At 58.5% G+C, this 25,653-nt stretch carries 35 protein-coding genes and 2 pseudogenes; 13 read left to right on the plus strand and 24 right to left on the minus strand.

Annotated features, from left to right (window positions below; all coding sequences use genetic code 11):
- Positions 1 to 106 precede the first annotated feature (106 nt).
- The 13 genes from ABD906_RS05215 to ABD906_RS05275 form a co-directional block, all read right to left on the minus strand.
- On the minus strand, positions 107 to 1,066 hold the full coding sequence (locus tag ABD906_RS05215; protein ID WP_345098530.1) for a DUF6651 domain-containing protein: 960 nt from the start codon (positions 1,064 to 1,066) through the stop codon (positions 107 to 109).
- 81 nt (positions 1,067 to 1,147) lie between these two features.
- On the minus strand, positions 1,148 to 2,800 hold the full coding sequence (locus ABD906_RS05220; RefSeq protein WP_345098531.1) for a hypothetical protein: 1,653 nt from the start codon (positions 2,798 to 2,800) through the stop codon (positions 1,148 to 1,150).
- Between the two features lie 54 nt (positions 2,801 to 2,854).
- Positions 2,855 to 4,564 carry an LAGLIDADG family homing endonuclease gene (locus ABD906_RS05225; protein WP_345098532.1) on the minus strand — a complete coding sequence of 570 codons (1,710 nt, stop codon included), beginning with the start codon at positions 4,562 to 4,564 and terminating at the stop codon, positions 2,855 to 2,857.
- A complete protein-coding gene (locus ABD906_RS05230) occupies positions 4,554 to 5,471 on the minus strand; it encodes a phage terminase large subunit (RefSeq protein WP_345098533.1) in 918 nt (305 codons plus the stop codon). The genes ABD906_RS05225 and ABD906_RS05230 overlap by 11 nt, the downstream gene beginning before the upstream one ends.
- Positions 5,461 to 6,087: a hypothetical protein gene (locus ABD906_RS05235; protein WP_345098534.1), complete on the minus strand. Its 627-nt coding sequence runs from the start codon at positions 6,085 to 6,087 to the stop codon at positions 5,461 to 5,463. Before ABD906_RS05235 ends, ABD906_RS05230 begins: the two co-directional genes overlap by 11 nt.
- A gap of 151 nt (positions 6,088 to 6,238) precedes the next feature.
- A complete protein-coding gene (locus ABD906_RS05240) occupies positions 6,239 to 6,487 on the minus strand; it encodes a hypothetical protein (protein WP_345098536.1) in 249 nt (82 codons plus the stop codon).
- Entirely contained in the window at positions 6,484 to 7,353 is an 870-nt protein-coding gene (locus tag ABD906_RS05245) for a hypothetical protein (RefSeq protein ID WP_345098537.1), read from the minus strand. Before ABD906_RS05245 ends, ABD906_RS05240 begins: the two co-directional genes overlap by 4 nt.
- The gene (locus ABD906_RS05250; RefSeq protein ID WP_345098538.1) at positions 7,353 to 7,634 is read right to left on the minus strand and encodes a hypothetical protein; all 282 of its coding nucleotides are present in this window, start codon (positions 7,632 to 7,634) and stop codon (positions 7,353 to 7,355) included. Before ABD906_RS05250 ends, ABD906_RS05245 begins: the two co-directional genes overlap by 1 nt.
- The gene (locus ABD906_RS05255) at positions 7,634 to 8,107 is read right to left on the minus strand and encodes a hypothetical protein (RefSeq protein ID WP_345098539.1); all 474 of its coding nucleotides are present in this window, start codon (positions 8,105 to 8,107) and stop codon (positions 7,634 to 7,636) included. The genes ABD906_RS05250 and ABD906_RS05255 overlap by 1 nt, the downstream gene beginning before the upstream one ends.
- On the minus strand, positions 8,104 to 8,742 hold the full coding sequence (locus ABD906_RS05260; RefSeq protein WP_345098540.1) for an ATP-binding cassette domain-containing protein: 639 nt from the start codon (positions 8,740 to 8,742) through the stop codon (positions 8,104 to 8,106). The genes ABD906_RS05255 and ABD906_RS05260 overlap by 4 nt, the downstream gene beginning before the upstream one ends.
- The gene (locus ABD906_RS05265) at positions 8,739 to 9,104 is read right to left on the minus strand and encodes a hypothetical protein (RefSeq protein ID WP_345098541.1); all 366 of its coding nucleotides are present in this window, start codon (positions 9,102 to 9,104) and stop codon (positions 8,739 to 8,741) included. The genes ABD906_RS05260 and ABD906_RS05265 overlap by 4 nt, the downstream gene beginning before the upstream one ends.
- Positions 9,105 to 9,127: 23 nt before the next feature.
- Entirely contained in the window at positions 9,128 to 9,802 is a 675-nt protein-coding gene (locus tag ABD906_RS05270; RefSeq protein ID WP_345098542.1) for a ParB/Srx family N-terminal domain-containing protein, read from the minus strand.
- Positions 9,802 to 10,548, minus strand: coding sequence for a ParB/RepB/Spo0J family partition protein (locus ABD906_RS05275; protein ID WP_345098543.1), 747 nt, complete (start codon positions 10,546 to 10,548; stop codon positions 9,802 to 9,804). Before ABD906_RS05275 ends, ABD906_RS05270 begins: the two co-directional genes overlap by 1 nt.
- Positions 10,549 to 10,616: 68 nt before the next feature.
- Here ABD906_RS05275 and ABD906_RS05280 point away from each other — a divergent pair, with 68 nt between their 5' ends.
- The 7 genes from ABD906_RS05280 (at position 10,617) to ABD906_RS05310 (ending at position 15,035) form a co-directional block, all read left to right on the plus strand.
- The gene (locus tag ABD906_RS05280; RefSeq protein ID WP_345098544.1) at positions 10,617 to 12,203 is read left to right on the plus strand and encodes a DEAD/DEAH box helicase; all 1,587 of its coding nucleotides are present in this window, start codon (positions 10,617 to 10,619) and stop codon (positions 12,201 to 12,203) included.
- On the plus strand, positions 12,200 to 12,400 hold the full coding sequence (locus tag ABD906_RS05285; RefSeq protein WP_345098545.1) for a restriction endonuclease subunit S domain-containing protein: 201 nt from the start codon (positions 12,200 to 12,202) through the stop codon (positions 12,398 to 12,400). Before ABD906_RS05280 ends, ABD906_RS05285 begins: the two co-directional genes overlap by 4 nt.
- Positions 12,401 to 12,485: 85 nt before the next feature.
- The gene (locus ABD906_RS05290; protein WP_345098546.1) at positions 12,486 to 13,043 is read left to right on the plus strand and encodes a hypothetical protein; all 558 of its coding nucleotides are present in this window, start codon (positions 12,486 to 12,488) and stop codon (positions 13,041 to 13,043) included.
- Entirely contained in the window at positions 13,043 to 13,441 is a 399-nt protein-coding gene (locus tag ABD906_RS05295; RefSeq protein WP_345098547.1) for a hypothetical protein, read from the plus strand. The genes ABD906_RS05290 and ABD906_RS05295 overlap by 1 nt, the downstream gene beginning before the upstream one ends.
- A 63-nt stretch (positions 13,442 to 13,504) precedes the next feature.
- The gene (locus ABD906_RS05300; protein WP_345098548.1) at positions 13,505 to 14,158 is read left to right on the plus strand and encodes a ParA family protein; all 654 of its coding nucleotides are present in this window, start codon (positions 13,505 to 13,507) and stop codon (positions 14,156 to 14,158) included.
- Positions 14,155 to 14,421: a hypothetical protein gene (locus tag ABD906_RS05305; RefSeq protein ID WP_345098550.1), complete on the plus strand. Its 267-nt coding sequence runs from the start codon at positions 14,155 to 14,157 to the stop codon at positions 14,419 to 14,421. The genes ABD906_RS05300 and ABD906_RS05305 overlap by 4 nt, the downstream gene beginning before the upstream one ends.
- A 17-nt stretch (positions 14,422 to 14,438) precedes the next feature.
- The gene (locus ABD906_RS05310) at positions 14,439 to 15,035 is read left to right on the plus strand and encodes a hypothetical protein (protein ID WP_345098552.1); all 597 of its coding nucleotides are present in this window, start codon (positions 14,439 to 14,441) and stop codon (positions 15,033 to 15,035) included.
- Between the two features lie 46 nt (positions 15,036 to 15,081).
- On the opposite strand, the gene ABD906_RS05315 is transcribed toward ABD906_RS05310, so the two are convergent.
- Genes ABD906_RS05315 through ABD906_RS05325 form a run of 3 tightly spaced genes read right to left on the minus strand, consistent with a single transcriptional unit; the run spans position 15,082 to position 16,110 of the window.
- The gene (locus ABD906_RS05315; protein WP_345098553.1) at positions 15,082 to 15,279 is read right to left on the minus strand and encodes a hypothetical protein; all 198 of its coding nucleotides are present in this window, start codon (positions 15,277 to 15,279) and stop codon (positions 15,082 to 15,084) included.
- A 28-nt stretch (positions 15,280 to 15,307) separates the two neighbouring features.
- On the minus strand, positions 15,308 to 15,832 hold the full coding sequence (locus ABD906_RS05320; RefSeq protein ID WP_345098554.1) for a hypothetical protein: 525 nt from the start codon (positions 15,830 to 15,832) through the stop codon (positions 15,308 to 15,310).
- Positions 15,829 to 16,110, minus strand: a complete 282-nt coding sequence (locus tag ABD906_RS05325) for a hypothetical protein (protein ID WP_345098555.1) — start codon at positions 16,108 to 16,110, stop codon at positions 15,829 to 15,831. The genes ABD906_RS05320 and ABD906_RS05325 overlap by 4 nt, the downstream gene beginning before the upstream one ends.
- Positions 16,111 to 16,608: 498 nt before the next feature.
- On the opposite strand from ABD906_RS05325, the gene ABD906_RS05330 reads away from it, so the two are divergent.
- A complete protein-coding gene (locus ABD906_RS05330) occupies positions 16,609 to 17,169 on the plus strand; it encodes a hypothetical protein (protein WP_345098556.1) in 561 nt (186 codons plus the stop codon).
- Positions 17,170 to 17,399: 230 nt separating this feature from the next.
- Positions 17,400 to 17,603, plus strand: coding sequence for a hypothetical protein (locus tag ABD906_RS05335; protein ID WP_345098557.1), 204 nt, complete (start codon positions 17,400 to 17,402; stop codon positions 17,601 to 17,603).
- Between the two features lie 801 nt (positions 17,604 to 18,404).
- On the opposite strand, the gene ABD906_RS05340 is transcribed toward ABD906_RS05335, so the two are convergent.
- The 8 genes from ABD906_RS05340 to ABD906_RS05370 all read right to left on the minus strand — a co-directional run bounded on the left by ABD906_RS05340 (position 18,405) and on the right by ABD906_RS05370 (position 24,397).
- Entirely contained in the window at positions 18,405 to 18,722 is a 318-nt protein-coding gene (locus tag ABD906_RS05340; protein WP_345098558.1) for a hypothetical protein, read from the minus strand.
- A gap of 68 nt (positions 18,723 to 18,790) precedes the next feature.
- Positions 18,791 to 18,937 (minus strand): hypothetical protein, encoded by a 147-nt coding sequence (locus tag ABD906_RS05345; protein WP_345098559.1) that lies wholly within the window; start codon positions 18,935 to 18,937, stop codon positions 18,791 to 18,793.
- Between the two features lie 304 nt (positions 18,938 to 19,241).
- Entirely contained in the window at positions 19,242 to 19,514 is a 273-nt protein-coding gene (locus ABD906_RS05350) for a hypothetical protein (protein WP_345098561.1), read from the minus strand.
- Between the two features lie 458 nt (positions 19,515 to 19,972).
- Positions 19,973 to 20,797, minus strand: a complete 825-nt coding sequence (locus tag ABD906_RS05355; protein ID WP_345098562.1) for a hypothetical protein — start codon at positions 20,795 to 20,797, stop codon at positions 19,973 to 19,975.
- Positions 20,798 to 22,587: 1,790 nt separating this feature from the next.
- Positions 22,588 to 22,872 carry a hypothetical protein gene (locus tag ABD906_RS05360; protein ID WP_345098563.1) on the minus strand — a complete coding sequence of 95 codons (285 nt, stop codon included), beginning with the start codon at positions 22,870 to 22,872 and terminating at the stop codon, positions 22,588 to 22,590.
- Positions 22,873 to 22,957: 85 nt separating this feature from the next.
- Positions 22,958 to 23,728, minus strand: a complete 771-nt coding sequence (locus ABD906_RS05365) for a hypothetical protein (protein ID WP_345098565.1) — start codon at positions 23,726 to 23,728, stop codon at positions 22,958 to 22,960.
- A gap of 364 nt (positions 23,729 to 24,092) precedes the next feature.
- A complete protein-coding gene (locus tag ABD906_RS16095; RefSeq protein WP_378188899.1) occupies positions 24,093 to 24,242 on the minus strand; it encodes a DUF982 domain-containing protein in 150 nt (49 codons plus the stop codon).
- The gene (locus tag ABD906_RS05370; protein ID WP_345098566.1) at positions 24,224 to 24,397 is read right to left on the minus strand and encodes a hypothetical protein; all 174 of its coding nucleotides are present in this window, start codon (positions 24,395 to 24,397) and stop codon (positions 24,224 to 24,226) included. The genes ABD906_RS16095 and ABD906_RS05370 overlap by 19 nt, the downstream gene beginning before the upstream one ends.
- Before the next feature lie 106 nt (positions 24,398 to 24,503).
- On the opposite strand from ABD906_RS05370, the gene ABD906_RS05375 reads away from it, so the two are divergent.
- The 4 genes and pseudogenes from ABD906_RS05375 to ABD906_RS05390 all read left to right on the plus strand — a co-directional run.
- Positions 24,504 to 24,773, plus strand: coding sequence for a hypothetical protein (locus ABD906_RS05375; protein ID WP_345098567.1), 270 nt, complete (start codon positions 24,504 to 24,506; stop codon positions 24,771 to 24,773).
- Positions 24,774 to 24,862: 89 nt separating this feature from the next.
- Positions 24,863 to 25,045, plus strand: coding sequence for a hypothetical protein (locus ABD906_RS05380; protein ID WP_345098568.1), 183 nt, complete (start codon positions 24,863 to 24,865; stop codon positions 25,043 to 25,045).
- 170 nt (positions 25,046 to 25,215) lie between these two features.
- A pseudogene (locus ABD906_RS05385) lies at positions 25,216 to 25,458 on the plus strand (transposase); the annotation flags it as partial.
- Between the two features lie 63 nt (positions 25,459 to 25,521).
- Positions 25,522 to 25,653, plus strand: a pseudogene (locus ABD906_RS05390) (IS3 family transposase); the annotation flags it as partial.

The raw sequence follows: 25,653 nt of genomic DNA on the forward strand, positions 1-25,653 counted from the left end.
CACAGCCCATCGTGGACTATGTAAGTAGTCGCTTACTTACATAATCCATCAATGGGGCCGTTGGCAAGGAAAAAGTAAGTGAAGACTTACTTTTCTTGTTTGTGGCTTAAATCTTCTCGAAAGAGGCCCGGATGCGATCGACGCCGAAACCAATCGAAGGCTTCGTGGTCTTGGTCGGCTGCTGACCGGAATGGGTCGAACCGGAGCCCGGCGTCACCTTTGCCTTGATCAGCGTATCCTTGTCCGGGTCAGCCTCGATGATCTTCTTCATCGCGGCATCGAAGGACAGAGGATTGCCATCGGCGCCCACGAGCATAGTCCGATCCTTCGCGCCGGCCGGCTTGTCGTAGCCTACCACACGGCCATCCTGCAACTCGAAATGCGAGGCATAGAGGGCGCGCGCCTTGGTCGGGGTCAGCGTCAGAGAGTCCCTGATGTAGCTCGAGGTGGCAAAACTGTTGCCAATGGTGAGTTCATTGATCGTCGAACGGAAGGAACCGGTCTCGGCCTCAAGCTGGGCAATGCGTTCCTGAAGGGCCTTCTTCTCGCGCTCGTGCTCCTCGACCATCATGGCCTTCACGCGCTCGAAGTCACCCTTGGCCTCGGCGGCCTGGCGCTCGGCCTCTGCTTCCCTGCGCAGCAGTTCCCGCACCTTGTCGGGATCAATTCCTTCAAACTGCTTGAGCTGCTCCAGCGCTTCGGCGGCCTTCTTCTCAGCCTCACGCAGCTTGTTCTTCTTTTCCATCACCTCGCGCAGCAGGGCAGCCTTCTCGGCCTTGAGTGCGGCCGGATCGTCGGCGTTCTCATCGCCGGCAGCATCAGCGTCCTTCTCGGTATTCTCAGGCTCGTTGCGAGTCTGTCCTTCCGTCTCGACGGTGGTGCCTGCCTTCTTCTGCGCATCGTTGGCGTCAGCGGCATCGGCGACATCACCGCCCTGCCCTTCGCCAGTTTCCGGTGCAAATGCAATCCGCGGCATCGCCAGACCTGCAAGACCGGAGGCTCCAAGTGCATGATAGGCATAAGCGCCCTGGCGCACGTCAGAACCGGTGTTCTTTTCAATCGTCATTCGACTACTCCTTTGCCCCTTTCCTCGGGCTTCCTGGTTGCGATCTCTCGCGTTTGGGCCAGTATCTCGGCCCGGTTACTTTCAGGTCCGCCTGGTGGCCCGGCTGATGGCGGCCCTGGTTGTTTTCGCTGCGTTGTTGCTATAGGTGGTTCTGGTCACTTCGCCCTGACGGTTGGGCGCCGCCACGGGCTTGTCATCCGAACTGCTGACGGACGTCGGGGCGACCGGCATGTCCGAGCCTTCCAGCCAGTCGTCGATGTCGTCGAGCAGCTTGGCACGAAGATCTTCCTTCAACTGCGGGAAGATCTTGTCCACGATGGTCCGCATCTGTTCACGCCGCACCTCTGCCGGAGCGTCGATCTTCGCCAGTGCCTCGGCGGTAATAAGCTCGTCGTTCAGGCTTGCGATGTCGAACGTGGACGGATACGTCACCAGATCGTATTCCGGAGCCTCTTCCTTTGCCCAGGCAAGGACGGCCCGAACGATCCAGTTTTCAGCCGCCTGGCAGATCTGCGCCTTCGAGAGGAGCAGCGAATTGACCCGCTCGAAGTCGTATGCCTTCGCCACGCCAGACGAATTGTCGATACCAACAGCGTTGTCCTGCTTGGTGCGCTCACCAGCAAGGCCGATCGTGTGGTAAATCTCGTTGATGATCTTGTTGATCACGTCGATGATCACGCCGGCCTGCTTCGGGTCCGGCGACAGGTATTCGGGCTTGGCCGTCGAACCGGCACCGCCGTCGTAGACGAACACGCGCTTGGTGCCCATCTCGAGCACCTTCTGGAACATGTCGTCGCCCGACTGGATGGCCTGGGCCGGAATGGCAAGCTGCGAGAAGGTCTGATCCTGGATGATGGCATCCAGGTTCGACAGATAGTTTGCAACCGCGCAGTCGAGATAGGCCACGTCATCAATGAGGCCCGGCACCCGATACGGATCCTCGCTGATCGTGTGATCGACCAGCTTGACAGGAACGAAGCCCAGATTGTGCTCGCCCGATTCAACAAGCTCGACGCGACGGTTACGGTAGCGCCGGCCACCACGATAGTGGTAGCCCTCTGCCTCGACCTCCTCATAGAGCTCCCAGCCGTCACGAGTCCACAGTCGGACGCGCTCGGAGAGTTCGCCCGAGCAGTTGTGCGGATCCTTGTCGTCTCGCACCACTTCGCGCAGCTTGATCCAAAGCAGCTCGCCGTCGCCGTCATCATCCCAGGCATAGTCCAGGATGTCCTTGGCCGACACCATGTAGGCGTAAATGCGATAGCTCTGCTTGCTGGCCTCGGCCACCGAGACCGGGCGCACCTTGCCATCTTCATTCACCGGCGCGCGGAAGTTGTTATCGACCACGATTGCAACGCGGCCGGTGATCGAGGTGCCCGCGGACACCTGGCGCATGAACTGATGAATGTCGAGTCCGGTGAGCGTGGCGCGCTTCCAGAACTCCTTCACGACGTCCGGCGCTTCCTCGATATTGCGCTGAACATCACCCTTGAACAGATACTTCTGGAGCAGCTCAACCACTTCCTTCGTGTGGTTGAAGCGATATGCACGCCTCAGGCGCGCGGCATACTCGCTGTCACCTTCCTTGTGATAGCGGTGAATGTTCTGCTCGAACCAGCGCCGGCCGCCGCGATAGGTCTCTTCCAGAAAACGCCAATGCCCCACCAACTCGTTGTAGGCAGGGTGACGCCTGTCGTAGAAATCTCTCAGCTTGTCTTCGGTCTTGACGGCCATGTCCAAATCCGTGCGTGGAGCCTGATTGTAAGTAAATACTTACCTACTTTCAAGCTAAATCGACACACCCAGAATGCGCATCTTGCGTATCGGATGCCGAAAGTCCGCGTAATAGCCGAGAGCATCTGTGACGTGCTCGACGCCGAGCGACTTGTCCACCTCGCGCGAACCTTCCTTGTAGATGGTCTGCTCAAGGGAGTCGATCAGCTTGCGGCACTTGCGGTCAACGCGCAGACGAATGTCGCCCTCTGCCGTCATCAGCAGACGATTGACGGCGTTCACGCGATCCTGAACCAGCGGGTGCTTGCGCTTGAAGTAGATGTTCTTGAAACCGGCCTCGCGCAGGATCTCAATCGAGGACTCGCCACGATCGTGGTTGCGGTTGTTGCCGGCCGGGTCCGGATAGATCGAGATCTGGTTGAAATAGCGGTAGTAGCAGCGCGCCAGCTCGTCGGCCATTTCCTGGGCATTCGAGCCGTAGAGCACCTTTTCGTCAACGACCCAGATTTCGCCATTCTCCTTCTCCTGGATGATGACGGCCGACATCGGGTCGATGTTGAAGTCCATGCCGATGTAGATCGGCGCCCTCGGATCGAACGGATAATCGCCTACATGCTCGTCGCGATCAAACGGGTAGTAGACGCGGCCCGACATTGTTTCGAAGGAATTGAAATTGTTCGCGCCGGACGCCAGGACGTAGCTGTGGTCGTGACTGTCAACGAGCATGTTCCAGACGGTCTGCGGTTGCGGCCGCAGCGACTTGCCGTGAACGAAGAGACGCAAGACCTTGCGCTTCTCATTCCATCGCTCGGCAATCCATTCGTCAAAATGAGGGAAGCCATGTCCGCAGGTTCCACCCTCCTGCCCGTGACGCAGCCGATGAAGCATGTCCTTCACAGCGCTTTCCGTCATGCCGAGCTCTGCGGCAATATCCTTGTATCTGACCTTCTTTGCGGCCAACTCGGTCACAGTCTCGACACGACGCTTCGCCTCTGTCTGATAGGCACGCAGATACTTCGCCCACAACCATGCCAGTTCGCTCTTCCTGTCACAGTAGTGATAGCCGACGTCCTCGAAGAAGCGGATCAGATTTTCCGGGCCGCTGAGAATGCGAAGCCAGTAGGTCTTGTATTCGCCCCCGGTCACATTGACCGAAGCTGCCACTCCAAGATCGGCAAGGATCTTCTGAAGGTCGAGAAAGAAAAGCTCTCCCTCGACACCACTCCTTTTGCACATGTTCAGGCACGGCAGTTTCGGGAAATGCGACTTGCTGGACCTGTCCTTCACCGGAGTCGTGCCCTCTGCGCCAAACAGTGCGGCGACATAAGCACGCTTCACGCCGGCGTCAGCCGACATGATCCAGTCAGGCACGCGGAAGCTCTGTGCCGTCTTGGATCCAACAGGATGACCGGCTCGCACGAACCATTCGCAGGCGGACTGACTGATCTGAAGCTGATACCCCGGCGTCTTTCCCTTCTTGGACCTCACTGACGCAGCCGTAATGATGCCCAGCTCAAACAGGTCCGCCCGGATCTTCTCCAGATCCTCCTTCACGGAGGAGTAGAAGGCGCCACCCATACAGTCATACCGGCTCACGGAGCCGTTCTTCTTGGTATAACTTTGAGATTTTGAGGTGATCGTTCCGTCGCCGGTGAGGTAGCCCAGAAGCGCCGCGAGACGTTCGTCCGCCGTCAGCAGTTCTTTCTTGGTCGGCGTAAACTCCAGATACTCGGAATTGACCAGGAACACGGTATTAGGCTGCATCTCGATAAACCTTGAACTTATGATGGGCGCTTGCCGAAACAGTCTCGCCCGTTTCAAGCGTCACATCGCAAATCGTCTTCTCGCCAGTCACTCCGATCTTTATAACCTCGGCAGGCACGATTTTTCCCTCATCACTCAGATGAGCCACGAAATCCCCGGCCTTGACGTTCTGGATCTGCTCCCGCCGTCCGTCGAACATGAGAACTTCCGTTTCCGGAAGGTGACAAGCCTCGAACTCCTGCTTAAACGTGCGAGGATCCATGTCGCGGCGGCGGGCCTCGATCTCGCGCCGGGGAATGAACGGCGAGGTGATCGTCGGGAACTGCCAGCTCATCCACTCATTCGGAACCATCCTGCCGCGCTCATCCCTGATGATGTCGCCGCGCTGGCCGAGCATGTAGATGTCGTAGAGCCAGTTGAATGCCTTCGGTGTGCCGATGAACAGCGCCCGGCCGTTTGTCGTCGCCAACGTCGGCTGAAGGATCATCTCCCAGGCTTCCTTCTTCACGTCCTGGGCCTCGTCGATCACCAGGAAGTGCAGACCCACGCCGCGCAACGAGTCCGGCTTGTCGGCACCCTTCAGCGCAATGCGCGAGCCATTGATGAGCCGGATGGTCATGCGCTGCTCGTTGATCGCGGCGATCCATGCACGCGGAATCGACATCTTGAGGTCATCCCACATGATGTCGCGCGCCTGAAGATAGGTGGGTGCCACATACCAGACGAGCTGATTGCACTTGGACGCTGCGGCGCGAATGATCGAGATCTTCGCCACCTGCGTCTTGCCCCAGCGGCGGCCGGCCACGACGACGCGGAAGCGGTGCTTGTCGTTGACGACGATCTTCTGGTAGCGGTGCAGCTTGAGCGACGTGTTCGCCGGCGCCGCCTGAAGGGCATCAATCTCCATTGGTGATGTCCTCCAGGTCGATATTCTCGGCCAGCATGTCCGCCACCGTCGCATCCTCGGGCAGCGCACCCGTGTTCTTGTGGTGCTGGAGAATGTCCTCGTCGGTGAGATCCTCAATGCGCAGGGTCGGCAGCGAGTCCTGATCCACCATCTCGTCGGCACGAAGAATGGAAAGGGCGCTCTGAAGGTTGTCGCAGATGATCTTGTTGAAGCGCTGAAGCGCCTTCAGGTCGTCCTCGGCGGTTGCAACAGGGCGACCGGCCTTCATCGCGTCCAGAACGACCTTTCGCGTGAGCAGCCGGATCTGCTTCAGCGAGTTGACGCCATCAATCCGCGTCTCCTCGATCCAGTCAGCCCGACGATCGGCAAAGCGCTCAGCGGCAGCAACAGCAGCGGCCTTTGCGGCAGCAGCGGTCGCCGCGGCCACCTCGCCCACGCGCGAGTTCTTGACCGCACCGACATCCTTCAGCCGACGCGACAACGCCTGGCGCGAGATCCCGTATTTTTCCGACAGCTCGACCAGATTGGCCTTGCCAAGCTCGTAGAGCTCCTTGGCCTCTGCCAGCTCGGCATCGGTCATGCGTCGGCCGGAGCCTGTTGCTTTGTCTTCCATCATCAGTAACCGTTTACTTACAACCGGAGCGGTCCAAGAACTCCGGAGCAGCCTCCTTTCCCCGTTCCTTCGTTTCTAATTATTATTATTATACATATATAAGTAAGTATTTACATAATATATTAGAAACGAAGGATCGGGGAAGATCCTCAATTCACTGCGCCGGGCGAAACCAGTCGTATCCTCTCTTTGTAGGCACAAGGATAGTGTTCCGGCCCACCTGCCGGCGCTCCAGCATTCCCTGACGTTCAAGCCACCGAACACTGATCCGGATGGCGCCGTAGCTGGCGCTGTAGGAAATCATCTCGTGCAGCTCCTTGATGGACAGGAAACGCCCCTGCCCTACCTCACGCAGAATGATTCCCATGATCTCGCGCTGCTTTTCGGTTCTGCGCGGCTTCACAGCTTCAACCTTTCGTTTGGACCCTGATTGTCGAAAGCAAGCAGAGGCAGACGATCAGGCACCGTGCCCTTCGGATCAGGACACTTCCAAATGCCATACATCGGACTTGCCAGACCTATCTGCTGGATTCCTTTGATGGCGTCCCGCAGTGTCATCTGAGCTGCCCGGCGCTCCATTGCGGCACCGCCGTTTGAGGTGTTCTCGAGCGCGGAGTTCCGCATGTAGAAGTCCACGCAGAGATCCCGGATGCGCTGCTGCTCTTCCGGAGACTTGGCCTCGACCTCCGCCACGATCGCCTCAAAGTCCTGTGGGCTCGCGTTGAAGTGCGAGCGGAAGAACCTCATGACCTGCTCGTATTTGTTCGCGTTCATCGGCTTGACGAACCGGAAGCCGGCCTTCTGTCCGAAGACGTTGAACTTCGACATGGAGCTCTGGATCTCCATGAAGGTGTTGCCTTCCATGCGTGAGACAAGGTTCATCATCCGGTAGCCCGCGCCGATGCCGCGATACATGGTGTCGATCACGAAGCGCGAGATCACCCGGAAGTTGGCGTTGATGTAGTTGTAGCGGTTGGTGTTGGTGAGCTTCGTCTCGCCGGCGCCAGGCTTCAGGTTCGGAAAGACGATGTGGCGCTCGCGCAGCATGCCCTTCGGCGCACCCGTGACCAGCACGCCGATGGTTTCGCCATAGAGCTCCAGCCGCCAGAACCGCGGCCCGATAGGCAGCTTCTCCGCCTTGTAGTGCAGATCGTGCAGCAGATCCCAGTCAGCCTTGGTTCCTCGCTCCACCCACATGTCCCGGGCGAGCGAGAAAACGGGCTCAGGGTTGTCGTTTCGCTCAATGATAGTCTCTGTATCAAGAAACATCACGGTCGCAGCCCTCGAGCTTCCCTGTCGTTTTCTGACGCATCCTTTCGCGCAAGCTCGCTCTGCTTGAAACGCTCGAAGCGCTCCCAGCGGCGGATCGTTTTCTCGCAGTGATCCCGGTCGAAGATTTCGAACAGGACGCAGAAGATGCAGCCCCAGCTCCTGCCGGCGCGTCTGGCCTTGGCGCAGCGATAGGAGAAGGTCTCCCCCGCCCTGCCGCCGCTCACCGCGTTGAGCGGCACCGACAGTGCGTAGGCGATGGAATAGGCGGTTTCGAGCATCACTCCTCCCTGTAGAGCACCGCGCGGACGGCGCAGTCCTTTGCCTCAAGAAGCTTGCGCAGAGCCGTCGTGCTCTCGCTGTTACGGGGAAGCGTCGTGACGATGTGAAGCGCCAGTTCGCAGAACGGCCTCGACACCACCTGAAGGTGCTCCGGCAGATGCCCGTATCCGAAGAACTGCATGAGCGGATGGCTGGCGGACGCAACGGGCGTCTCGGTGAAGGTGCGGCCGTCGATGGTATAGAGGACCGGACTGTCAGACCTGGCGACACAGGCAATGATGCTTGCGAAGAGCTTTTCCGACGGCATCCTGTCCCGGGTGTAGCCAGCTAAGACGATCCGGTCGAACCCGCGGCCGACGTGGGAGAGGGACTTCTCGACGACGAATGTCACTCTGTCGAAACAGGTCTCATCGAACAGGCTGCGGTTGAAATCGGGGGTGTGGACGACAAGGGTGTGTCCCGAAAAGGTCATGCGGCGTGCTCCAGTTCTACGCGCTCCTTGAAGCGCTTGGTGATGGTCAGGGACGGCCCAAGCTCCTCGACGAGATCGGTGTGGGTGGTCGCCACCATGAGCGTCTTGCCCATGCGCCGGGAGGTCTTCTGAAGATTGAATGCGACAGCCTTTGCCGTCACGCGGTCGAGCACGGCGCCGAACTCGTCAGCCACCCAGACATCCGCATCCTGCTCGATAACCTTCGCCAGCTTCAGACGGTAACGCTGGCCGTCGGACAGTTCGGACGGCTTGCGGATGTAGATCCAGGCGTCGGAAATGCCGGCGAGCGCCAGGTAGTGTGTTGCCTCCTGCATGTTCTTGCCGACCTGCTCGATGACCGGGCGGCCATCAAGTTCGATCTCGTTGAGGTCAGCGACGCGCAGGCCGCTCCTCGTCATCTGCTCCTTTAGATCGCGCAGAAGCAGGGACTTGCCGGAACCGGACTGCCCGGTGATGTAGACCACATCACCCTGCCGGATCTCGACATCGAGGTTGTCGTAGATGACGAACTCCTTGTCCGAGAGGCCAAGGCCGAAGCTCTCGGCCACCTCAAGGACGCGCGGCGTGCGCTCGACGGATGTCTTGAAACGTCTGTCGATGGTGTAGACCGTCACCACTCTTCTCCGTTTTCCATTTCCTGATGAGGATCGACGACCGTGCCGTCGGAGGTGATGGTCGGCGCCATCATCGACAGATCGGTCATCTCAAGCGTGAGTGCGTTCAGAATGCCGGCCCAGGCAAAGATGTCGGTGGACCGGGATGTCTCGGACTTGAAAACAAGGTCATGAACGAACAGGCCGGACTCCGTATCGCGCGAAATTACGATCAGCTCGGCAAAACGCCCGGTCGCGATCTGGTCCCGCAGCTTGTCCAGAACCTCGAGCTGGCTGTCGATGAACTCCTGATCAAGCTGTTTCTGCTCCTCAATCTCGACCTCGATCGGCCGGCCGGACGTGAGCGATATGACGTTACCCATTAAGTAAACTCTTACTTACCGATTCAGACAGCGGAAAGTGCGGCGATCAGGAGATCGACCCCCTTCTTGCCAGTTCTGGACTCCGCAGCGCTCATAAGCTCGCGGATCTGCCGGCTCTGGGCGATTGTCACGCGCTTGAAGCCAAGCGCATCGCCAATCGGGGCCGCAATGTCGTCGGTCGCCTCGATGGCCTTTTCATTCTCGCGCTTCTGCTGCTCGACGGCTTCGGCCACGTCGTCCACGAAATAGCTGTCGTCGATCTCGCCCAGATCGGACAGGGTGAAATCAAGCTCCTTCTCGTCGAAGCCGAGGTCGATGATCTGGAGATCACCGGTAAGCTCCTGCGCCAGTCTCTGAAGCTCCTCCTGGATGAGCGCCTGGTCGTAGTCGGTCGAGGTGACGCGATTGTCAGCCAGACGCAGTGCGTCGGCCTCGGCCTTGGAGAGATCACGTCGGACGATGACGGGAACAAGTCCCTTTGGCAGCCTGCCTTCTTCCTTGAGCTTTAGCGCGGCCAGGCGCCGGCCGTGACCAGCAATGATCACGCCGTCCTTGTCCACGACGATCGGCTGCGTCCATCCGGCCTTCTTGATCAGGTTCGCCAGATCCGCAACCTGCTGAGGAGAGTGCTTCTTGGCATTTGCCTCATAGGGGATGAGTTTTTCGACATCCCAGAGTTCAATCGTAGGATTGTTCATCACTCGTCATCCGTGTTGTTCAGAACATCGTCCAGAGCTTCGAGCCCCGCCGTATAGACAGTGGCCGCGCCGGAATGCAGGTAAGGACTGAGCAGATGGATCAGCGCATCGCCAGCGTTCGTAAGATCATCTGCGGTCGTGAAGCCGTGATCCTTCTGTGTCTTGGCAATGAGGGCGGTCAGGCGTTCGGCATCACCCAGCGACACCTTGAAGCGCATTACGGTGTGGGTCTTGGGCGCCTTCTGAACCGGTTCGGGAACCTCCTCCTCTTCCGGCTCCTCTTCCCGCATGAAGCTTTCGTCAATTTCCAGGTCGTCCAACGCTATAGATGAAGCGTTGAAGATCGCGTCGAGATCGGCGCTACCGTAAGGGAGGAATGTTTGAAGGTCTTCCACGTCGCCCAGTTCACGCAGAAGCTCGCTGAAGGCCAACGCGTCGTCCACGCCATAGCGGGCGTTGTCGATAACGCCAATTTCCTTTGCCTGCTTGTCGTCGATATATCCGAGGTTGGCAACCGGAACCGTCTTGAGTCCCAGCTCGATGGCCTGCTCCCAGCGGTGCTCGCCGCCGATGATCTCGTAGCCAGGGACACCCTTTACCTGGCGCACGATGATCGGCTTGAACATGCTGTGCCGCTTGAGGCTTTCGCGGATCTTTTCTTCGTTGTCGGGCGAAACCTTGTTGGTGTTCCAGGGGTTCTTCCTCAGCTCGCCAACTGGAACGTATTTAAATTCAATCTCGCGCATCGGATCATCCGGTGATAAGTAAATTCATACTTACTATATCCGGATACAAAGGCAATAGGCAATCCAGAATGGCATTCGTTCAGATCGCTCGGAATGCGACCGTCGCTAAGCTGATCAATCCGACCCGGGAGGTTGCAAGCTTCGTAAACTCCCTGCTCTCGTATGAGGCCGACTCGGTGAGCATCGGCTGGCACGGCAAGTCTTCCTTCTTCGATGTCAGAAACCACACCTTCCCGGCCGGCTTTGCCCATGTGGTCGAGCAGGAGCTGATGGCAATCGGCCATCAGGTGCAGTCGATCTGCAAGCCTCACGCCGAGCCGCTCGGGCCGGAGAACCCGATCGTTGACGAGTTCGGCAACGATGATCCGCGCTACGACTACCAGCTCAAGGCGCTGCGGCAGGTGGAGAAGTATGGCCGCGGCATCATTCGAGTGGCAACCGGTGGAGGAAAATCGAAGTGTGCCAAGCTGATCATGGCCCGCTACAAGCGCATGACCCTGTTCCTGACCACGCGCGGCATCCTGCTCTATCAGATGGATGATCAGCTCAAGGAGATCGGCTTCAACACCGGCATCATCGGCGACGGCGAGTTCAAGGTGGTGCGCGGCGTCAATCTGGGCATGGTGCAGACGCTCGTGCAGGCGCTCGAAGTGCCGGACCTTGCGCGCGAGCGCCGGGCCATCGTGAAGTCGGCCCATCTGTCCAAGAACGGCAATGCCGAAATCTCGCCGGAAGAGGTCGCCCGTATCGCCCAGGAACGCTACGACGCAAAGGTGAAGCGCCGTGAACAGATCCTCAAGATCCTTTCGATGGTCGAGGTCGTGATCGGCGAGGAGGCGCACGAGGCCGGCGGAAACAGCTACTACGAGATCCTTCAGCACTGCAAGAACGCCACGATTCGCGTTGCGCTCACGGCTACGCCTTTCATGCGCCCGAGCGCCGAGAGCAACATGCGCCTGATGGCTGCCTTCGGTCCGATCCTGATCGACATTCCGGAGAAGCTGCTCATCAATCGCGGCATTCTGGCAAAGCCATACTTCAAGTTCCGCGACTGCCCTGCCCCGAAGCGGCTGCACAAGACCTCGCCCTTCGAGCGCGCCTACACGCTGGGCTACATCGAGAACGAGGAGATGATCAAGATCATGGGCTATGATGCCCAGAAGGCCGCGCGGCGCCGGCTGCCCACGCTTACGCTGGTGGCTCGCAAGAAGCACGGCGAAAAGATCCTGGAGCACTACCGCAAGCTCGGAATGCGCTTCGAGTTCCTCAAGGGCGAGGACAAGATGGAGGACCGCCGCGCACAGCTTCGCAAGCTTGTGACCGGCGAACTCGATGGGGTGATCGGCACCAACATCCTCGATGTCGGCGTGGACGTGCCGGCGATCGGTCTGGTTCAGCTCGCCGGTGGCATGAAGGCGGAGGTCAGCCTGCGCCAGAAGATCGGCCGCGGCCTGCGTGCCAAGAAGTCGGGCCCGAACATCGCGTTCATTGCCGACTATAGCTGCAACGTTAACAACACCCTGCGCGACCATGCACGCCAGCGCGAGAGCATCGTTCGCAGCACTCCCGGCTTCGTCGAGGGTATACTAGGTGAGAACGAGGATTTCCCCTGGCATGAGTTCGAGGTGGTTCGGGAACTTGAGGAAGCGGCATGAGACGTCTGGTTGATCCGGTTCATATGTTCAACGAGGTGGGTGCGCCCGTTCTCACCATCGGGTATCTGGAGCAGCGCATCCGGGAGCTCGAGGTCGAGAACGATGCCCTTCGGCGCCAGCGCGACAGTCTGGCGCGCAAGCTCCGTTTTCTGAACTCGGAAACGGACGAGAACGAAAATAAGGATATGGCTAAATAGCTATCTGGCTGGATAGCTAAATTCTTGTGCATCGGGATTTCCCGCCGCTATAGAGTAAGTAAGAACTTACTCATAGGAGATCCCGATGCGCGAAGTTCCCCGTATCATCGCTTTCTGCGGCAATCCTACCAGCGGCAAGTCGATCGCCGCCGAGATCGTCAGCGAAATCTACGGCCATTCGCACCTGGATGACGGTCTGCCGCTGCGCAAGATCGCAATGGCATATCTTGGGCTCACCGAGCACCAGGTCTTCACGCAGGAAGGCAAGCTGGAGCGTGTCATGCTGAACGGCCGGGAATGGACCGTCCGTCAGATTCTGGGCGAGCTTGGCAACGTCTTCGAGGAGAAGTTCGGTGCCGACATCATTCCCCTCATGAGCCTCAACACCCGAGCGCCGGACGAACGCCTGGTCTGTAGCGCCGTTCGCCGTGAGCAGGGTCGCTTCTGGCGCGAACAGGGCGCGCTGGTGCTTGAGATCATCAATCCGCTTGCAGGCCCCTCCCCTTACGAGTTCGACTACTACAACCCGGCCCACTGCCATGCGCAGGTCGTCAATGACGGTCTTGCGCGCGGCCTGAGCAAGGAGGACGCGCGCAAGGATCTGGCCGACAAGCTCGTCAGTGTCATCGAGGGTTGGTGCTGATGCTGTCGAAGGAGAAAAATTCCGGCACCAAGATCCCGGTCCAGGTTTATGTGGGTTCTGAGATGGTCGGCACGCTCGATGTCGCGTCCTACATCTACGAGTCGTGTCCGGAGTTCGTGGTGATGCTTGACGGCGATGAGGAAGATGAAGACGGCATGGGCTCCCGAGCCCGGCTGGTTCAGCTCAAGTTCGGCCGGCAGGAATGCAGACTGCCCTCCGACATTCTTGCCGGGGTCAGCGGCAGGCATTCCGTCATACTGAATCAAAGGGTTCCGCCCTATGCGGAACGGTATAAGGACGCGCAGAGCATGGACGTGGTCTTCACTTGGCGGGCCATCAACACGGACATCGACACCTACGAGCAGATCTTCGATCTTGAATCCTTCCGGCCCGTATAGACTCGTGCGGGGCAAATCAGATAGCTTCATAGCTACGTGAGGAACTAGCTATGTGAGGCTATAATGCCCGACCTGATCATCGCCTGCCTTTCCCAGAAAGGCGGAGTCGGCAAGAGCACCCTCGCCCGGCTCATCGCGCGAACCTACGCGGTGGCCGGGTGGTCCGTGAAAATCTGCGACTTCAACACCACGCAGCTAACCTCCTACAAGTGGGCAAAACTGCGCGAGCAGAACCAAATCGAGCCGCACATCGCGGCCGAACCGTATACCTCACCAACTGCCCTCAAGCGCGAAACGGCCAATCTGGTCGTGGCGGACGGCCGGCCAGATTCGGACCAGTCCTCAATGGAGATCGCCCGCATGGCCGATCTCATCGTGGTGCCGACCGGTCTTCCCCTTGACGATCTCGAGCCGCAGCTCATGTTTGCCAACGAGCTCGTCGCCAAGGGCATCCCGAAGGAGAAGATTCTCTTCGTGCTCAACAAGACGACCGAGAGCCGCACAGCCGTGCTTGAGGCGCGGCAATATCTGACATCGGCCACCGGCTTCCTGGTGGCTGAACAGGACATTTCGGCCAAGACCTCCTATCAGCGGGCCCAGAACCATGGCTACGCACTCTCAGAGGTGGGCCAGAACATTGGAACCCTGGAAGAAAAGGCAGACCTGCTGGCGGCCGAAATCGTCGCCAGGGCCAACGAACTGGGAGAAACGGTATGAGTGAGACCAAGCAGACACGCGCGGCGGTTCCGCCGCCCAGAAAATCGTTCCTGCCAGACCCGGTTGTCGCGACACCGGTTGGCGCCGCGGACAACATGAAGGCCGAGCGTCTGGCGCCCATGACCTTCAACATGCCGCGAGACTGGCACACCCGGTTCAAGATGACGGCCACGGCGCACGGCATGAACATGAAGGAACTCCTGATCGCGTCCTTTGCCGCTTGGGAGCGCGAACAGAAGCGCAAGCAAGGCGGCGAACAATAAGGCGATTGGAGAAAGGAATGCGACACTGGATTGGCGCGCTGGGCGTCTGCCTGGCGCTTTTTGTGGGCGGATCCGTGCTTGCCCAGGAAAAACCCGAAGACCGGGTGGTCGTGAACGGCTTCCAGGCCGGCATGAAACTCGATGAGGCGCTGCAACTGGTAAAGGAAAACGGCTGGTTCTACGCACTCCAGTATGACGAGACCTGCCGGGAGGCAAACTTCGTCCGCTTCTACCTCGATAACGCGCCCATCGACGAGCTGCGCACCGCGGCGGACGAGCCCGGCAGCGGCCAGTTCATAGGCTGCTTCTCCGGTCTCCTCGGCAAGAAGCGGCCGCGCGAATACGTGGACCAGACCGTTGCGCTGCTGCACTTCAACGACGGCATACTCGCCTACCAAAGCTGGGGCTGCGAGGTCCTCAGGGGCTGCAATACCACCGGGGACGCCTTCATCCGCCAGTTCATTGTCGGCGACCCAGTGCGCAAACAGCTTGGGGAGACCATCGAGCGCTTCAATGGCGAAACCGATCACGGCGAGCTGATCTATGTTTATTCGAACGCCAAAGGCGTGATGACCCTGGGAATCGACTCCTTATTCGCCGACTTCCTGAAATGAAAATAGCCAGGTAGCTATTTGGCTACCTGGCTATCTGGCTATATCCTCAGATCCATACAAGGACCGGTCGCTTCGGCGGATCACGTGGAGGCTTTGGGCGAGGTTTCGGCGCCTCGATCGGTTTCAGGATCCCGATCGGCAGCGCGACCGTTTCAACCGACACCGACCCGACGGAGGCAAAGACCGGCGCCGACGCACAGGTCGTCAGCAGCAGCATCAGGATCAGGCAGAACCAATTCTTCATCTAGCTACCTAGCTATTTCCCTATCTAGCTATTCACTGATCTGAGGATCTTCTTCTGCATCCGCCGGCTCATCGCCTTCATCGACGCCTTCGCCGACAGGCTCCTCGTCGTCGTCCTCGTAGAGCTTGAGCACGGCAATCGGTGTCGAGCACCAGACATCGAACATGCAGGCGGCAGACACCGCCTGTTCAGCGGTTGCATCCATTGCAAAGGCGCCCAGTGCATAACGATCACCGGAGCCAATCGCGAAATAGTGCCCGGCCAGCGGCCCGGAGGGATAGGGCGAGTCGCTGTAGAGGAACACGTCCCCGGTCGGCCGCACAAGCAGCGCGGAAAAGACGAGCTCCCCATCGGGCAGTGCCTCATGGGTGCAGCCGGCGTTGAACCAGTTGACCAGTGCCTCGCCAAGCCCCGGCTTGTTCGTTGCGATACCAACCAGGCTGCCATCCGTGAGGCGGAAAATCTTCATCTTGTGGCCGATCGGCGTGGAGTCGCCCGAATAGGCGCGTGTATCGGCGGCCATCACGCCGTCGCGATAAACAATAACACTCATCGCTTGCTCTCAGGGTAGTCCTCGATCACACGGAAGATCGAGGCGAGGGGATACTTGTGGACGACACGCTGGCCGTCCTTCTCGAAGAGGACGCAGAACAGCGGCCCTTTGGTGTAGGTGTTGATCGCGTTCTCGTAGATATGCTGGGCGGACAGGTCGCCAGGAGGACCGATTTCAACGATCACGGTGAAGGGCCTGTTCGCTCCTGGCTCATTAATCTCGAACATCGAGAGCTGCTCGGACACGGGCATTACCTTGTGGTTCGTTCCTGGCACCATCCTAGCGTCCGCGAGCAGTAAGTCAACACTTACTTACCGCGATAGAGGAGGTTTGGCAGACCCGGTGATTTGTGCCGGGGCAGGGAGCGACACTACCCGACAGAACCCGAATGAGTTCCAGAGAGCGTTGCGCTACAAGCAACGATGAAAGCGACGCGCAAGTATAGCGCAAGTAAAGCAAAGAATAGAGGAGGATTGAGCCGGAAGTATAGAGCGGGTGGGGAAGGCATCCCCTAGAAGTGCGTTCACAAAAGCTAAGACATCGACTAGAACATAATCATCACGATAAATCGTGATGACTCGAAGCGCAAATCGCTTCTGTTCTTTGACATTGTGAGCAAGTCACGTGAAACACAAAGCAAGTAACGTTTCACGTGAAACAAGTAAAAACACGTGAAACGAAAGTAACGTTTCACGTGAAACAAGAAAAGCAAACGTGAAACGAAAGTAACGTTTCACGTGAAACAGCAACAAATCTGAAGAGAAGGCAAGAAAGTCATGAACAAGTATGTTGAAGCAATTGAAGCTCGTTATGCTGCTGCTGTTGCGAAGAATGCAACAAAGCGCAATCTCGACAAGCTCATGAACATTCGCGCGATGCTGCTAAACAACGAATTTGCAGCAATGCTCGAAGATGCAAAAGTTGACGCTGAGCGCATCTCACGCGCAATCTACGCAAACGAAAAAGTTTTCAAGTTTGCGCATCAAGCAATCAAGTTTGACGCAAAGTCGCTGAATGAAAACACGTATGCTGTTTTCAGGACAGCGATTAATTGCTTCAGACACAACGTTGCTCTTACAAAGCACATGATCGAAGCGTCACTTTCGCGTTCGATCGAAGTAGGCGAAGACATCAAGCATCTTGTTTATCAGCGTAGCGTCATACTAGATGACACAACGATTGCAGCGCAGTCTCAAACGTCGCGTGACGCGCTAGAAACGCTGAACATCATCGCGCAGCGTGCAGACAACAAGCAAGCTTATGACGTAAAGCTCACAAAGCTTGCAAGAGCGCTTTGCAAAGCGTTCAACGTCGAATGCACGAAAGTTGAAAAGTAGCAGCAACGCGACGCGCTAGTGATAGCGCGTCGCAGCATCGCGTCGCGTCGCAGCGACGCGATGCAACGCGCGCGCGCGACGACGACGACGACGACGACGACGACGCGACCCGCCGGGGCATCCCTCGAGGCTGCGCCCCTGGGCGAAATCGCCCCCGTTCCTATCCCCCTCCGAGTCCAACTTCCGGACAGGGCCGGGGCCCAAATCCATCCATTCCTGGGAGGCCGATCATGTCCATTCCTTGCCACGCAGCCGTTATCAAAAACATCCATTCCCGGGCCGTCATCGTCGAAATCACCGACGACGATGACAACGTGATAGCGACCATTCCTGTCGCGAGCGAAGAACAGGGCCGGGCTGTCGCCGAGGCCTACAACTACCCCCAGTGCAACACGAACGACTGGCGCGAGCGCCTGCTGAAGGGCGAGCTGTGAAGCTCGCCTTTCCTTCTCGCACGATCCACCAGACACCCAGGGCAAGTCAGATGCTTATCCGCACCCATTCCATCTACACACCTCGTTTCCAGCGCGACCGCTTCGGCACTTTGCTGATCACCCGGCGATTCATCTTCGCCACAGGCAAATATGCGCTTGCATGGAGGTGAGGCATGGTGAACAAGCCATCCTCTTCCGGCGACATTCGCAAATGCAATCTGGAGCTGGCGAGGAAGGCAGCGGAACGCGAGCGAAGGCGAGGGCTCGCCCAGTCGCTGCTTCAGATAGGCGCAAGGCACTACAGCAGGGCGGAGCAGATGGACATCTTTCGCTCCTGCGGCGTTCCAATCCATATGGGCGCACCCGAATAGCATCCCAGGAAGGCTCACAGACGCGCTTCTCAATCCCGGATGGGTTCTGACCCATCCGGTTTTTTTGGCTGTCAGTGACCCTGTAGGGCCGAAATTTGGCGTGGCTGGCCTGGCCTAGGTTCTGAGGGCTGCCGTCGGCTGGCCGGCCCTATGGAGCCCTTGGCCTGGCCTAGGTTTCATTGGGCCCTTGGCCTAGCCCTTGGCCTGGCCCTGCCTGGGCCTGGGGCGGGTTCCGGCCAGGCAGGGGAAGGAAAAAGGAAGAAGGGCGAGCCGGCCGCCCGTCGGTCCCTTGACCCTAAGCCGTTCCCCTAATCCGCGTTGCCCCGCGGCGCTGCCCAACGGCGGAGCCCTGGTCCTGCGCCATTCCCCTGGCCCGGAACCTGCCCGACGCGCGCCGAAAGGGCGCTGCTCGCACAGCGCCCCTGTCATATCATGCGAGGCCCGCTTCGGCCCTGATCATCGCGCGTTCCGCTGCTTCCCGCTCGCGCTTCTCGCGTCGATACTTCGCAAGGGCGGCCCGCTCAGCTTTCATCTTCTTGAATGTCGCCTCGACGAGCCTGTTCAGCTCGTCGCGCGCCTCTTCGCTCAACCCTTCATAGCAGCGCTTGAACGCATTGAGCGCGCCCGTGAACAGCTCGCGCGCAATGCGCGCCCTATGCGCGTCTTTGAAGCGCGTCTTGCTGAGGGCTTCGAGCATGTCGAGCGCGTTGACTGCGATGCGAACCGTCTGAGCTTCAATCTTGATCATAGCTTTCTCCTTATTTGCTGATCTACGTATCTAGCTTAATAGCTACATAGCTATGTGTCGGCAGGGCTCTATCGGACTGCTGCGATGTCGGGCAGATAGATTGCGACAACGCAGACAAAGGCGACGACGATGACGAGGGACAGGACGTCGTAAGCGAAGTTCAGGATCTTCTTCTCTTCGACGGTTTCGGGATTGTGCTTGTGATCGACGCGCATGTGAACCTCCTTGAGATTGCTTATGATCTCAGCTTAGAGCGCGCGAGCGATCCGTTCGGCAGGGACGTTCAGGATAGTTCTGGCCTGGGCCGGGTCGGGCCTGGAACAGGGCCGGGCTTCGGCCGGTCCCTGCGAAGCCCTGGCCGGGCCGAGGAGAGGGAAGGGCCGGGACGGGAAGGAGAGGGAAGGGCAGGAACGGGCAGGGATCGCCCGGAGGACAGGGCAAGACAGGGATCGAGCGCAGGGCAGAGAAGGGAAGGGAAGGAGAGGGCTCGTCGTGACAAAGAAGAGGGGCGCAGAGCCCCTACAACTGAAATTCGCGCGAGATGAAGAACGACATAGCTTCAAGGGCGTCGCTCATCGAACGATGCGACGAGACCCAGAACCCGACTGCTTCGTCGTCAGGGACTGCGACGAAATCGTAGCTGTCGAAATGGGGCGCGAAGATCGCAAGCTGATACCCTTCGATCTTCGTGATCACTTCAGGGGCGCTCAGTTCGTCATCGCTAAGCCCGGGGTGCGTGACTTCGCGAAGATTCTTGAAAGTTTCAGACTTGAGAATTTCGAGATTCGTCATGTTCGTTGCTTTCTCGTTTGCGTTGCTGATGTGCGAGTTATAGCGAACACGAACTTCGGGTTGCATCAGGTTCATTTCGGCTTGTTTCGGGCAGGTTCAGGTGGGAGGCGCCGGCCCTCTCCTCTCCTGCCCTGTCCTGTTCCTTCAATCCCCACGGGAACCCTGATCCGCACCCTGTGCCCGACCCCGGAGCCCTAGCCCTGTCCCTGTCCCTGTCCCTGTCCCTGTCCCTGTCGGGCGTCCCCGAAACCTAACCCTGATCCTTTCCCTAACCCTGATCCCTTCCGGGGCGTGCCCGACCCCGGAGCCCTAACCCGGCGCCATTCCCCGACCCGAGCCCTGTTCTCCTAGGCCCGAAGCTAGCCATTCCCCACGGGCAAAAGCGGTCCATTCCCCATCCCCGAGCCCTGTTGCGCGCACAAAAAGAAAGGGCGCTTTCGCGCCCCTTCCTTCCCCTCTCACGCTAGAACTTCCTGAAGTCGCCGCGTCTGGGGCGTGTCGGTCAGCGTGAAGACCTCTGCTGCGCCCCGCAGCTTGTTCGACGTTGCGATGCCCAGTGCTTCCAGGGCGTTCATGGTGCTCGACTTCTGGGTCGATGCGGTATTCTGCGAGACCGTATGGCGCGTCAGGTGCTTCGCGAAGCGGGGCTCGATCCTGATCTTGTCGGATACGGCTGCGAGCGCGAGATCCCCGTTGAACGCAACCTCGTTATCCCGGCAGGTGAACATCGACTTTAACACAGCCCTGTTGACTGCATTCTTCATGAACCCGGCAGTCATCGCGGTTACGAGATCGCAGACCTTCTGTAGCGCGTAGACGTTGAACCGGGAGCCCTTCGCGACTTCGCGATTGACGAAGCCCATGTCGATGTCCAGGGCAGCGAGCAGACGCGCACCGGTCTCAGACGCGAGTGAGGCCATGCAGGACTTCAAGTTCGGGATCATCTTGTCAGACACGCTGGGCTGTGCCTGCTCGAACGCGATCCGGGTCTCGAACGCTGCGATCACCTCGGCCTGCTTCTGCTTGAGGACGGCCTCGGGCACGTTCGACATCAGATCCTTCAGCTCGCCGGGCACGTGCGGCACGACAATGGCCTCGTCCTCGATGGCCGGCGCCTTCTCCTCGGCCTTGGCCTTCTCCTCGGCCTTGGCCTTCTTCTTGGCCTTGGCCTTGGCCTGCTTCTCTTGTTCCTCGAGCTTGCGCAGCTCCTCGAGTTCAGCTTCGGCCTGAGCGGCCAGGGCGTCGATGTTGTTCAGGTCGAGATTTGCGATGTTCAGTTCCATGATACTTGCTACCTGCTTGAGTTGCTTGCGATCAAAAGCGCTTGCTTTTGATGTTTTCTGTATAACAAAGCGCGATTGAAAATTCTTCAGGATCATGCCGGGACATCATGTGTGCGAAATACTAGGGCAGGGGCGCTAGGGAGCCGCCGAGCCCGTGGAAAACCTTGGAACAACTTGGAAATACAGGGCCGCACAAAGTATATCCGCGGAACACCACGGAAACGGTGGCTCCGGAGTGCCAAAAGGACTGAAAAGGCTCATGCCGGCAACAAGAGGTGCTGAGGTGCCGGAACCTAGGAAAGACACTCCGGTGCTGAGGTGCAAATGTATGAGGAGCCGGAACAGGCTGTGAAGACACTCCGGAGCAGTGTCTGAAAGCTCCTCTCAAGTCCTAGTCTGAAACCTCCTCTCAAGTCCTACGTTCCTTATTATTAGTTTCTTATGTAATATATAAATATATAGAAACGATGGACGGGAACGGAGGTTAGGGAAGACTTCTCTGAAGTCCTAGTCCCGGAATGCTGAGCCCGTCCCAGCCCTGTCTCCTGGACAAAAAGAAGGCGCACGAGCCGTTGCCGGCAGGTGCGCCTTGTAAGGTGGGTGTCACACCCGGCTGACACCGATCAGCAACTCAAGAGAAAGCAGGGAGCACAGTGCGCTCCTCTTTCTGAGAACGCTCCGGGCGTCGCGCTCTCTTGATTGTCGTTTAGCTCAAACGACGTTGGAATGAAAGCGGGCTTGTGAGAACACATCTGGCAACAAAGTCGGCAGGGTTTCCGTGGGCTGTGCTGGAGCTCCGTGGGTGACCGTGGAGACGAGGGCTGGAGAGGGCGGAAGAGGGCGCGCGTGGGTGTGGACGGGTGCGGTGTGACGTCAAGGAGGTTCCGTGGGAAACCGGGTGAACCAGGACGGATCCGCGGCGCGCGTTCCCTCCTCCTCCCGATACTTCATCACCTCACACTCACTCACCCCTCACTCTCACTCTCTCACCTTCACACCCTCACTCACCTTCACCTCTCTCACCCCTCTCACTCTCTCACACTCACCCCTCACTCTCGCACTCACCTTCACCTCTCACTCTCGCACCCTCACTCTCACTCTCACACCCTCACTCACCCTCACTCTCGCACTCACCTTCACACACTCTCTCTCACCTGTGAACCTCTCTACCGTTTCCGTCTTCTTCGAAACCGTGCTTGCGGTCTCACCTGTGTGTCTCTATGCACCATGGTTTGAGTATCTAGCTTTCTAGCTACAAAGCTATCCATACCCCGTTTCCGATCTGTCACCTGAAAATGTATTCGAGCTTGCTGAGCAAGGCGTTGTCAGTTTCGCTCAGGGTTCGTCACCTGCTGCGTCCGAATAGTTCAGATGAGTATGTGCTCATCTGGTGTGTCGGTTCGCGCTGGTGAGCTTAGATTTCGATTTCTGGGTGATTGGTTCCGGCCGCTTTGCAGGTCTGTTTGAGTGCCTGAAACCGAAAAATTCGTTTTCGAGGTCGAAAATGTAAACTTTATGTAAACTTCCTGTTACGTTTCGGCCCAAAATGGTGCGTTTTGGGGTGCCATTCGGGGTCGAAATGTAACATCCGGATTCATATTTTTGGGCCCAAAAGGGCTGTTTTTCGGGTCGATGTTACGGTGATGTAAACTTTATGCACCTCGAATGTTATGTTTTGAAGGCGCCGGGGATCTTTTGAGGATGGATCTCAGAGGAGGTTTTGGAAGGGGCTTGGGTGTATGAGAAAGCCGGGTGGTTGGCCCGGCTTTCGTGTTTCTGGTGCGTGGTGCTCAGTTGATGGCCGAGGCGGTGTCGGTTGAGATGATGGCCGGCGCCAGGACGGTGAGGTTGAGGTTCTTGGCGCTTTCGTCTACGTGCGGCTCTGCCTCGATGAAGCCCGCCACGAGCGCCGCGAAGGCTTTGAGGATCGGCTCCTCCGGATTGAGGTGCAAGAGGGTCTCGATGTGCGGCTTGGCGCTGTAGAGGCTCGAGGCAATCACGCCGAGGGCGGTGAACAGGTCGTTTATGGCCTGGGCCTCTTCCGGGCTGCGGTCTTTCAGGTTCGACTGTGCCATGGGCGATCCTTTCCTATGTATATGGCTAGATAGCTATTTGCGTATGTAGCTGGATAATGGGCACGGGACGAGCCGAGGGGCGCCCCTATGGGTGCAGAGGCGCCTGGTGGATTGAATCCGTGTTCGGTCGGGCGGTTTCGGTCTTTTCGTTGCCGGGCGTCACCTCGAACGAGGCGTTCGGGTTCTTGAACCATCTGGTTGCACACGGAAGCTCGAGGGGCTCGCGACCGTCCAGGGGGTCATGAACGAACGGGCCGGCGGGCTTGCCGTTGAGAATGACGGTGGCGAGACAGTCGGCGACGGCAGTGATGCCGAAGGTGTTCTTGAACCAGGTGAGCGCCTCGTGGATGCGGCGCTGGGTTTCGGGGTCAACGTCGGTGTTGACGACGCTGAATGCCCCTTCGTCGTTGTGCAGGGAGAAGATGAAGTTCTTCACCGCGTAGCCGAAACCGGTGCTGACGCCTACGTTCCAGGGCGAGGCGAAACCGAAATTGGCTTCGGCGTCACAGCTCAGGAGGTAGTTGGACTCCGGATAGAGCTTGTCGCGCAGATGGAAGAACTTGTCCGCCAGGGTGCGGTCGAGGTCGAACGAGGAGTTGTAGCCGTAGCCCTGGCGCTCCCGGGTGTCGTAGGTGGCGTAATTGACCGCGATGTTTGCGATGAAGAGGAGCAGGTCGTTCCGTGAGCGGAAGAACGGCTCGAAGTTGTCGAACAGCTCCGCGGCTGCTTCCGGTGTCAGGATCAGCCCGATGAACTCCTCGAAGGTTTCGGCGCTCGTGACGCACATCAGGTATTGCGGCGTGTTGAGATTGTCCGGGGTTCTGAACTCGTAGGCGAAGAAATCGTCGGCGATCATCGCAAGAGCCTTTCTCTTGATGTTGCGATGATTCGTTATAGCGAGCGCGACATCGGAAAGCGGCAGGACTCCCCAGGACTTGAATTGAAAGGGGTTCGGCGCTACCTTATTGGAGGTAGGGACCAGGCTGCAACCTGGCCCCCGCTTGACTACAGGATAACAGTCACACGGAACTCGAGGGTCCAGCTCGTCCGTGTCCTTTTAATCCTGAAGCCTATCGTCAGTGGGAATATCCACATGGCGATACCTCCTTATCGAGAGCAAGGCTGTTGCCGCAGCCGGGGAAGCCCATCCTCCCCGGCTGCGCCGGCTGGACTCGGCGCTCGCTGCTTCTGCTCTCGACTCTCCTGTTCTACACCAAAGATCAGCCGCCGCGGAAGTGCCCGGCCCGATCGGAGAGAAGCTCGGCCTCCTTGGCCGCCGCTATGAAGGCTTTTCGGGCTGCTTCCACGTCGCATTTGCCCTGGAGACAGGACAGGAGCTTCTTGCGTGCCTTCAGATGCCGCCGAACCATTCGGCTGCGTAATTACTTATCCCGCGGCGCAGTTTGCTCTGGCCGATAGGGGCAAAAAAAACGCCCTGGAACAGGAATTTTTTTCGCGTCAAAGGCGCGTGATCAAACAGATGAAGCGGCAAAACTAAAGGAAAACGCCGGTTGCCTTGGGTCACATGCCGGTCTTGGTGAGCGGTCTATAACTAGCGATAAGTGCCCCTTATCGACAGTGATGGCTGAGAGCCCGCTTGCGCCCGACTCGCCGGCTGCTACCATAGGCCCATGACCGTGCTGAACCTGAAAACCAACACCAGACAGGCCCACTGGCGCCGGAAGAACCCGGAGAAGTATCTCGCGCACGTCGCGGTGCAGAAGGCACTACAGAGCGGGGAACTGGTGAAGGGCAGGTGCGAAATCTGCGGCGACCCCGCGGTGGACGCCCATCACGCCGACTATTCGCGCCCCCTGGAGGTTCGATGGCTGTGCCGGCGTCATCACGTGCGGCTTCACGCGACGGGCTGTGACGGCGACCTCTTCCCGGTCACCTCATAAGGCGGTTCATTTTCCATCTTCGATCTTGCGCGGACATGGTTCAGGGAGTAGGAACATTTCCCTAACAGAACAAAAGGAGAACAAAGATCGTGGAGTTGGAAGCCCTGGCAACCGACTTGCAGAAGCAACTCTTTGAAACCGTTGAGAATTTTTTGCTCTCCCGTGGCATGACCTTCGACCGCGCCGCGTTCCTTGCGGACCAGTCAACGGACTGGCGCCAGGCAGCCCTCGAGATCATCTGTTCGGGGATCGAGAAGCCCCTGGATTCCTAGTCCGGCAGGAGCAGTCCGGAATAGGCGCTCTCGATCAACTCATCGGGGTTGTCGCCGACGATGCAGCGAGGTCCGTTGGCTGCGTTGCGCGTCGGCAACTGGTAATCCTCCCCGCGAATAAGGGGGTTCAAAAGTAGAATTTTCTCGGCAAGATGCTCGAGGAGATTTTGATGAAGAAGAGCCGATTTAGCGAAACCCAGATCATGGCCGTGTTGCGCCAGGCGGAAGGCGGAGTTCCTGTGCCTGAGCTGTGCCGGGAGCATGGCATCAGCACTGCCAGTTTTTACAAATGGCGTGCGAAGTATGGCGGTATGGATGCCTCGATGATGAGCCAGATGAAGGCTCTGGAGGAAGAGAACCGACGATTGAAGCGGATGTATGCCGACTTGAGCATGCAAGCCGACCTGCTGAAGTGATCCACCCCCATTGAACGGGTCCACCTTGAAGTATGGTTTTGACCATGAAGGAGGACCACAATGGCCAACAAGCGACCGAAGCCGGAAGAGATTGTCTCGAAGTTGCGGCAGGTTGAGGTTTTGCGCGGCCAAGGCATGGCGATGGCGGATGCCGTTCGCCAGATCGGCGTTTCCGAACTGACGTTCTACCGG

It is taken from the genome of Chelativorans composti (assembly GCF_039541695.1).
Classification (GTDB): domain Bacteria; phylum Pseudomonadota; class Alphaproteobacteria; order Rhizobiales; family Rhizobiaceae; genus Chelativorans; species Chelativorans composti.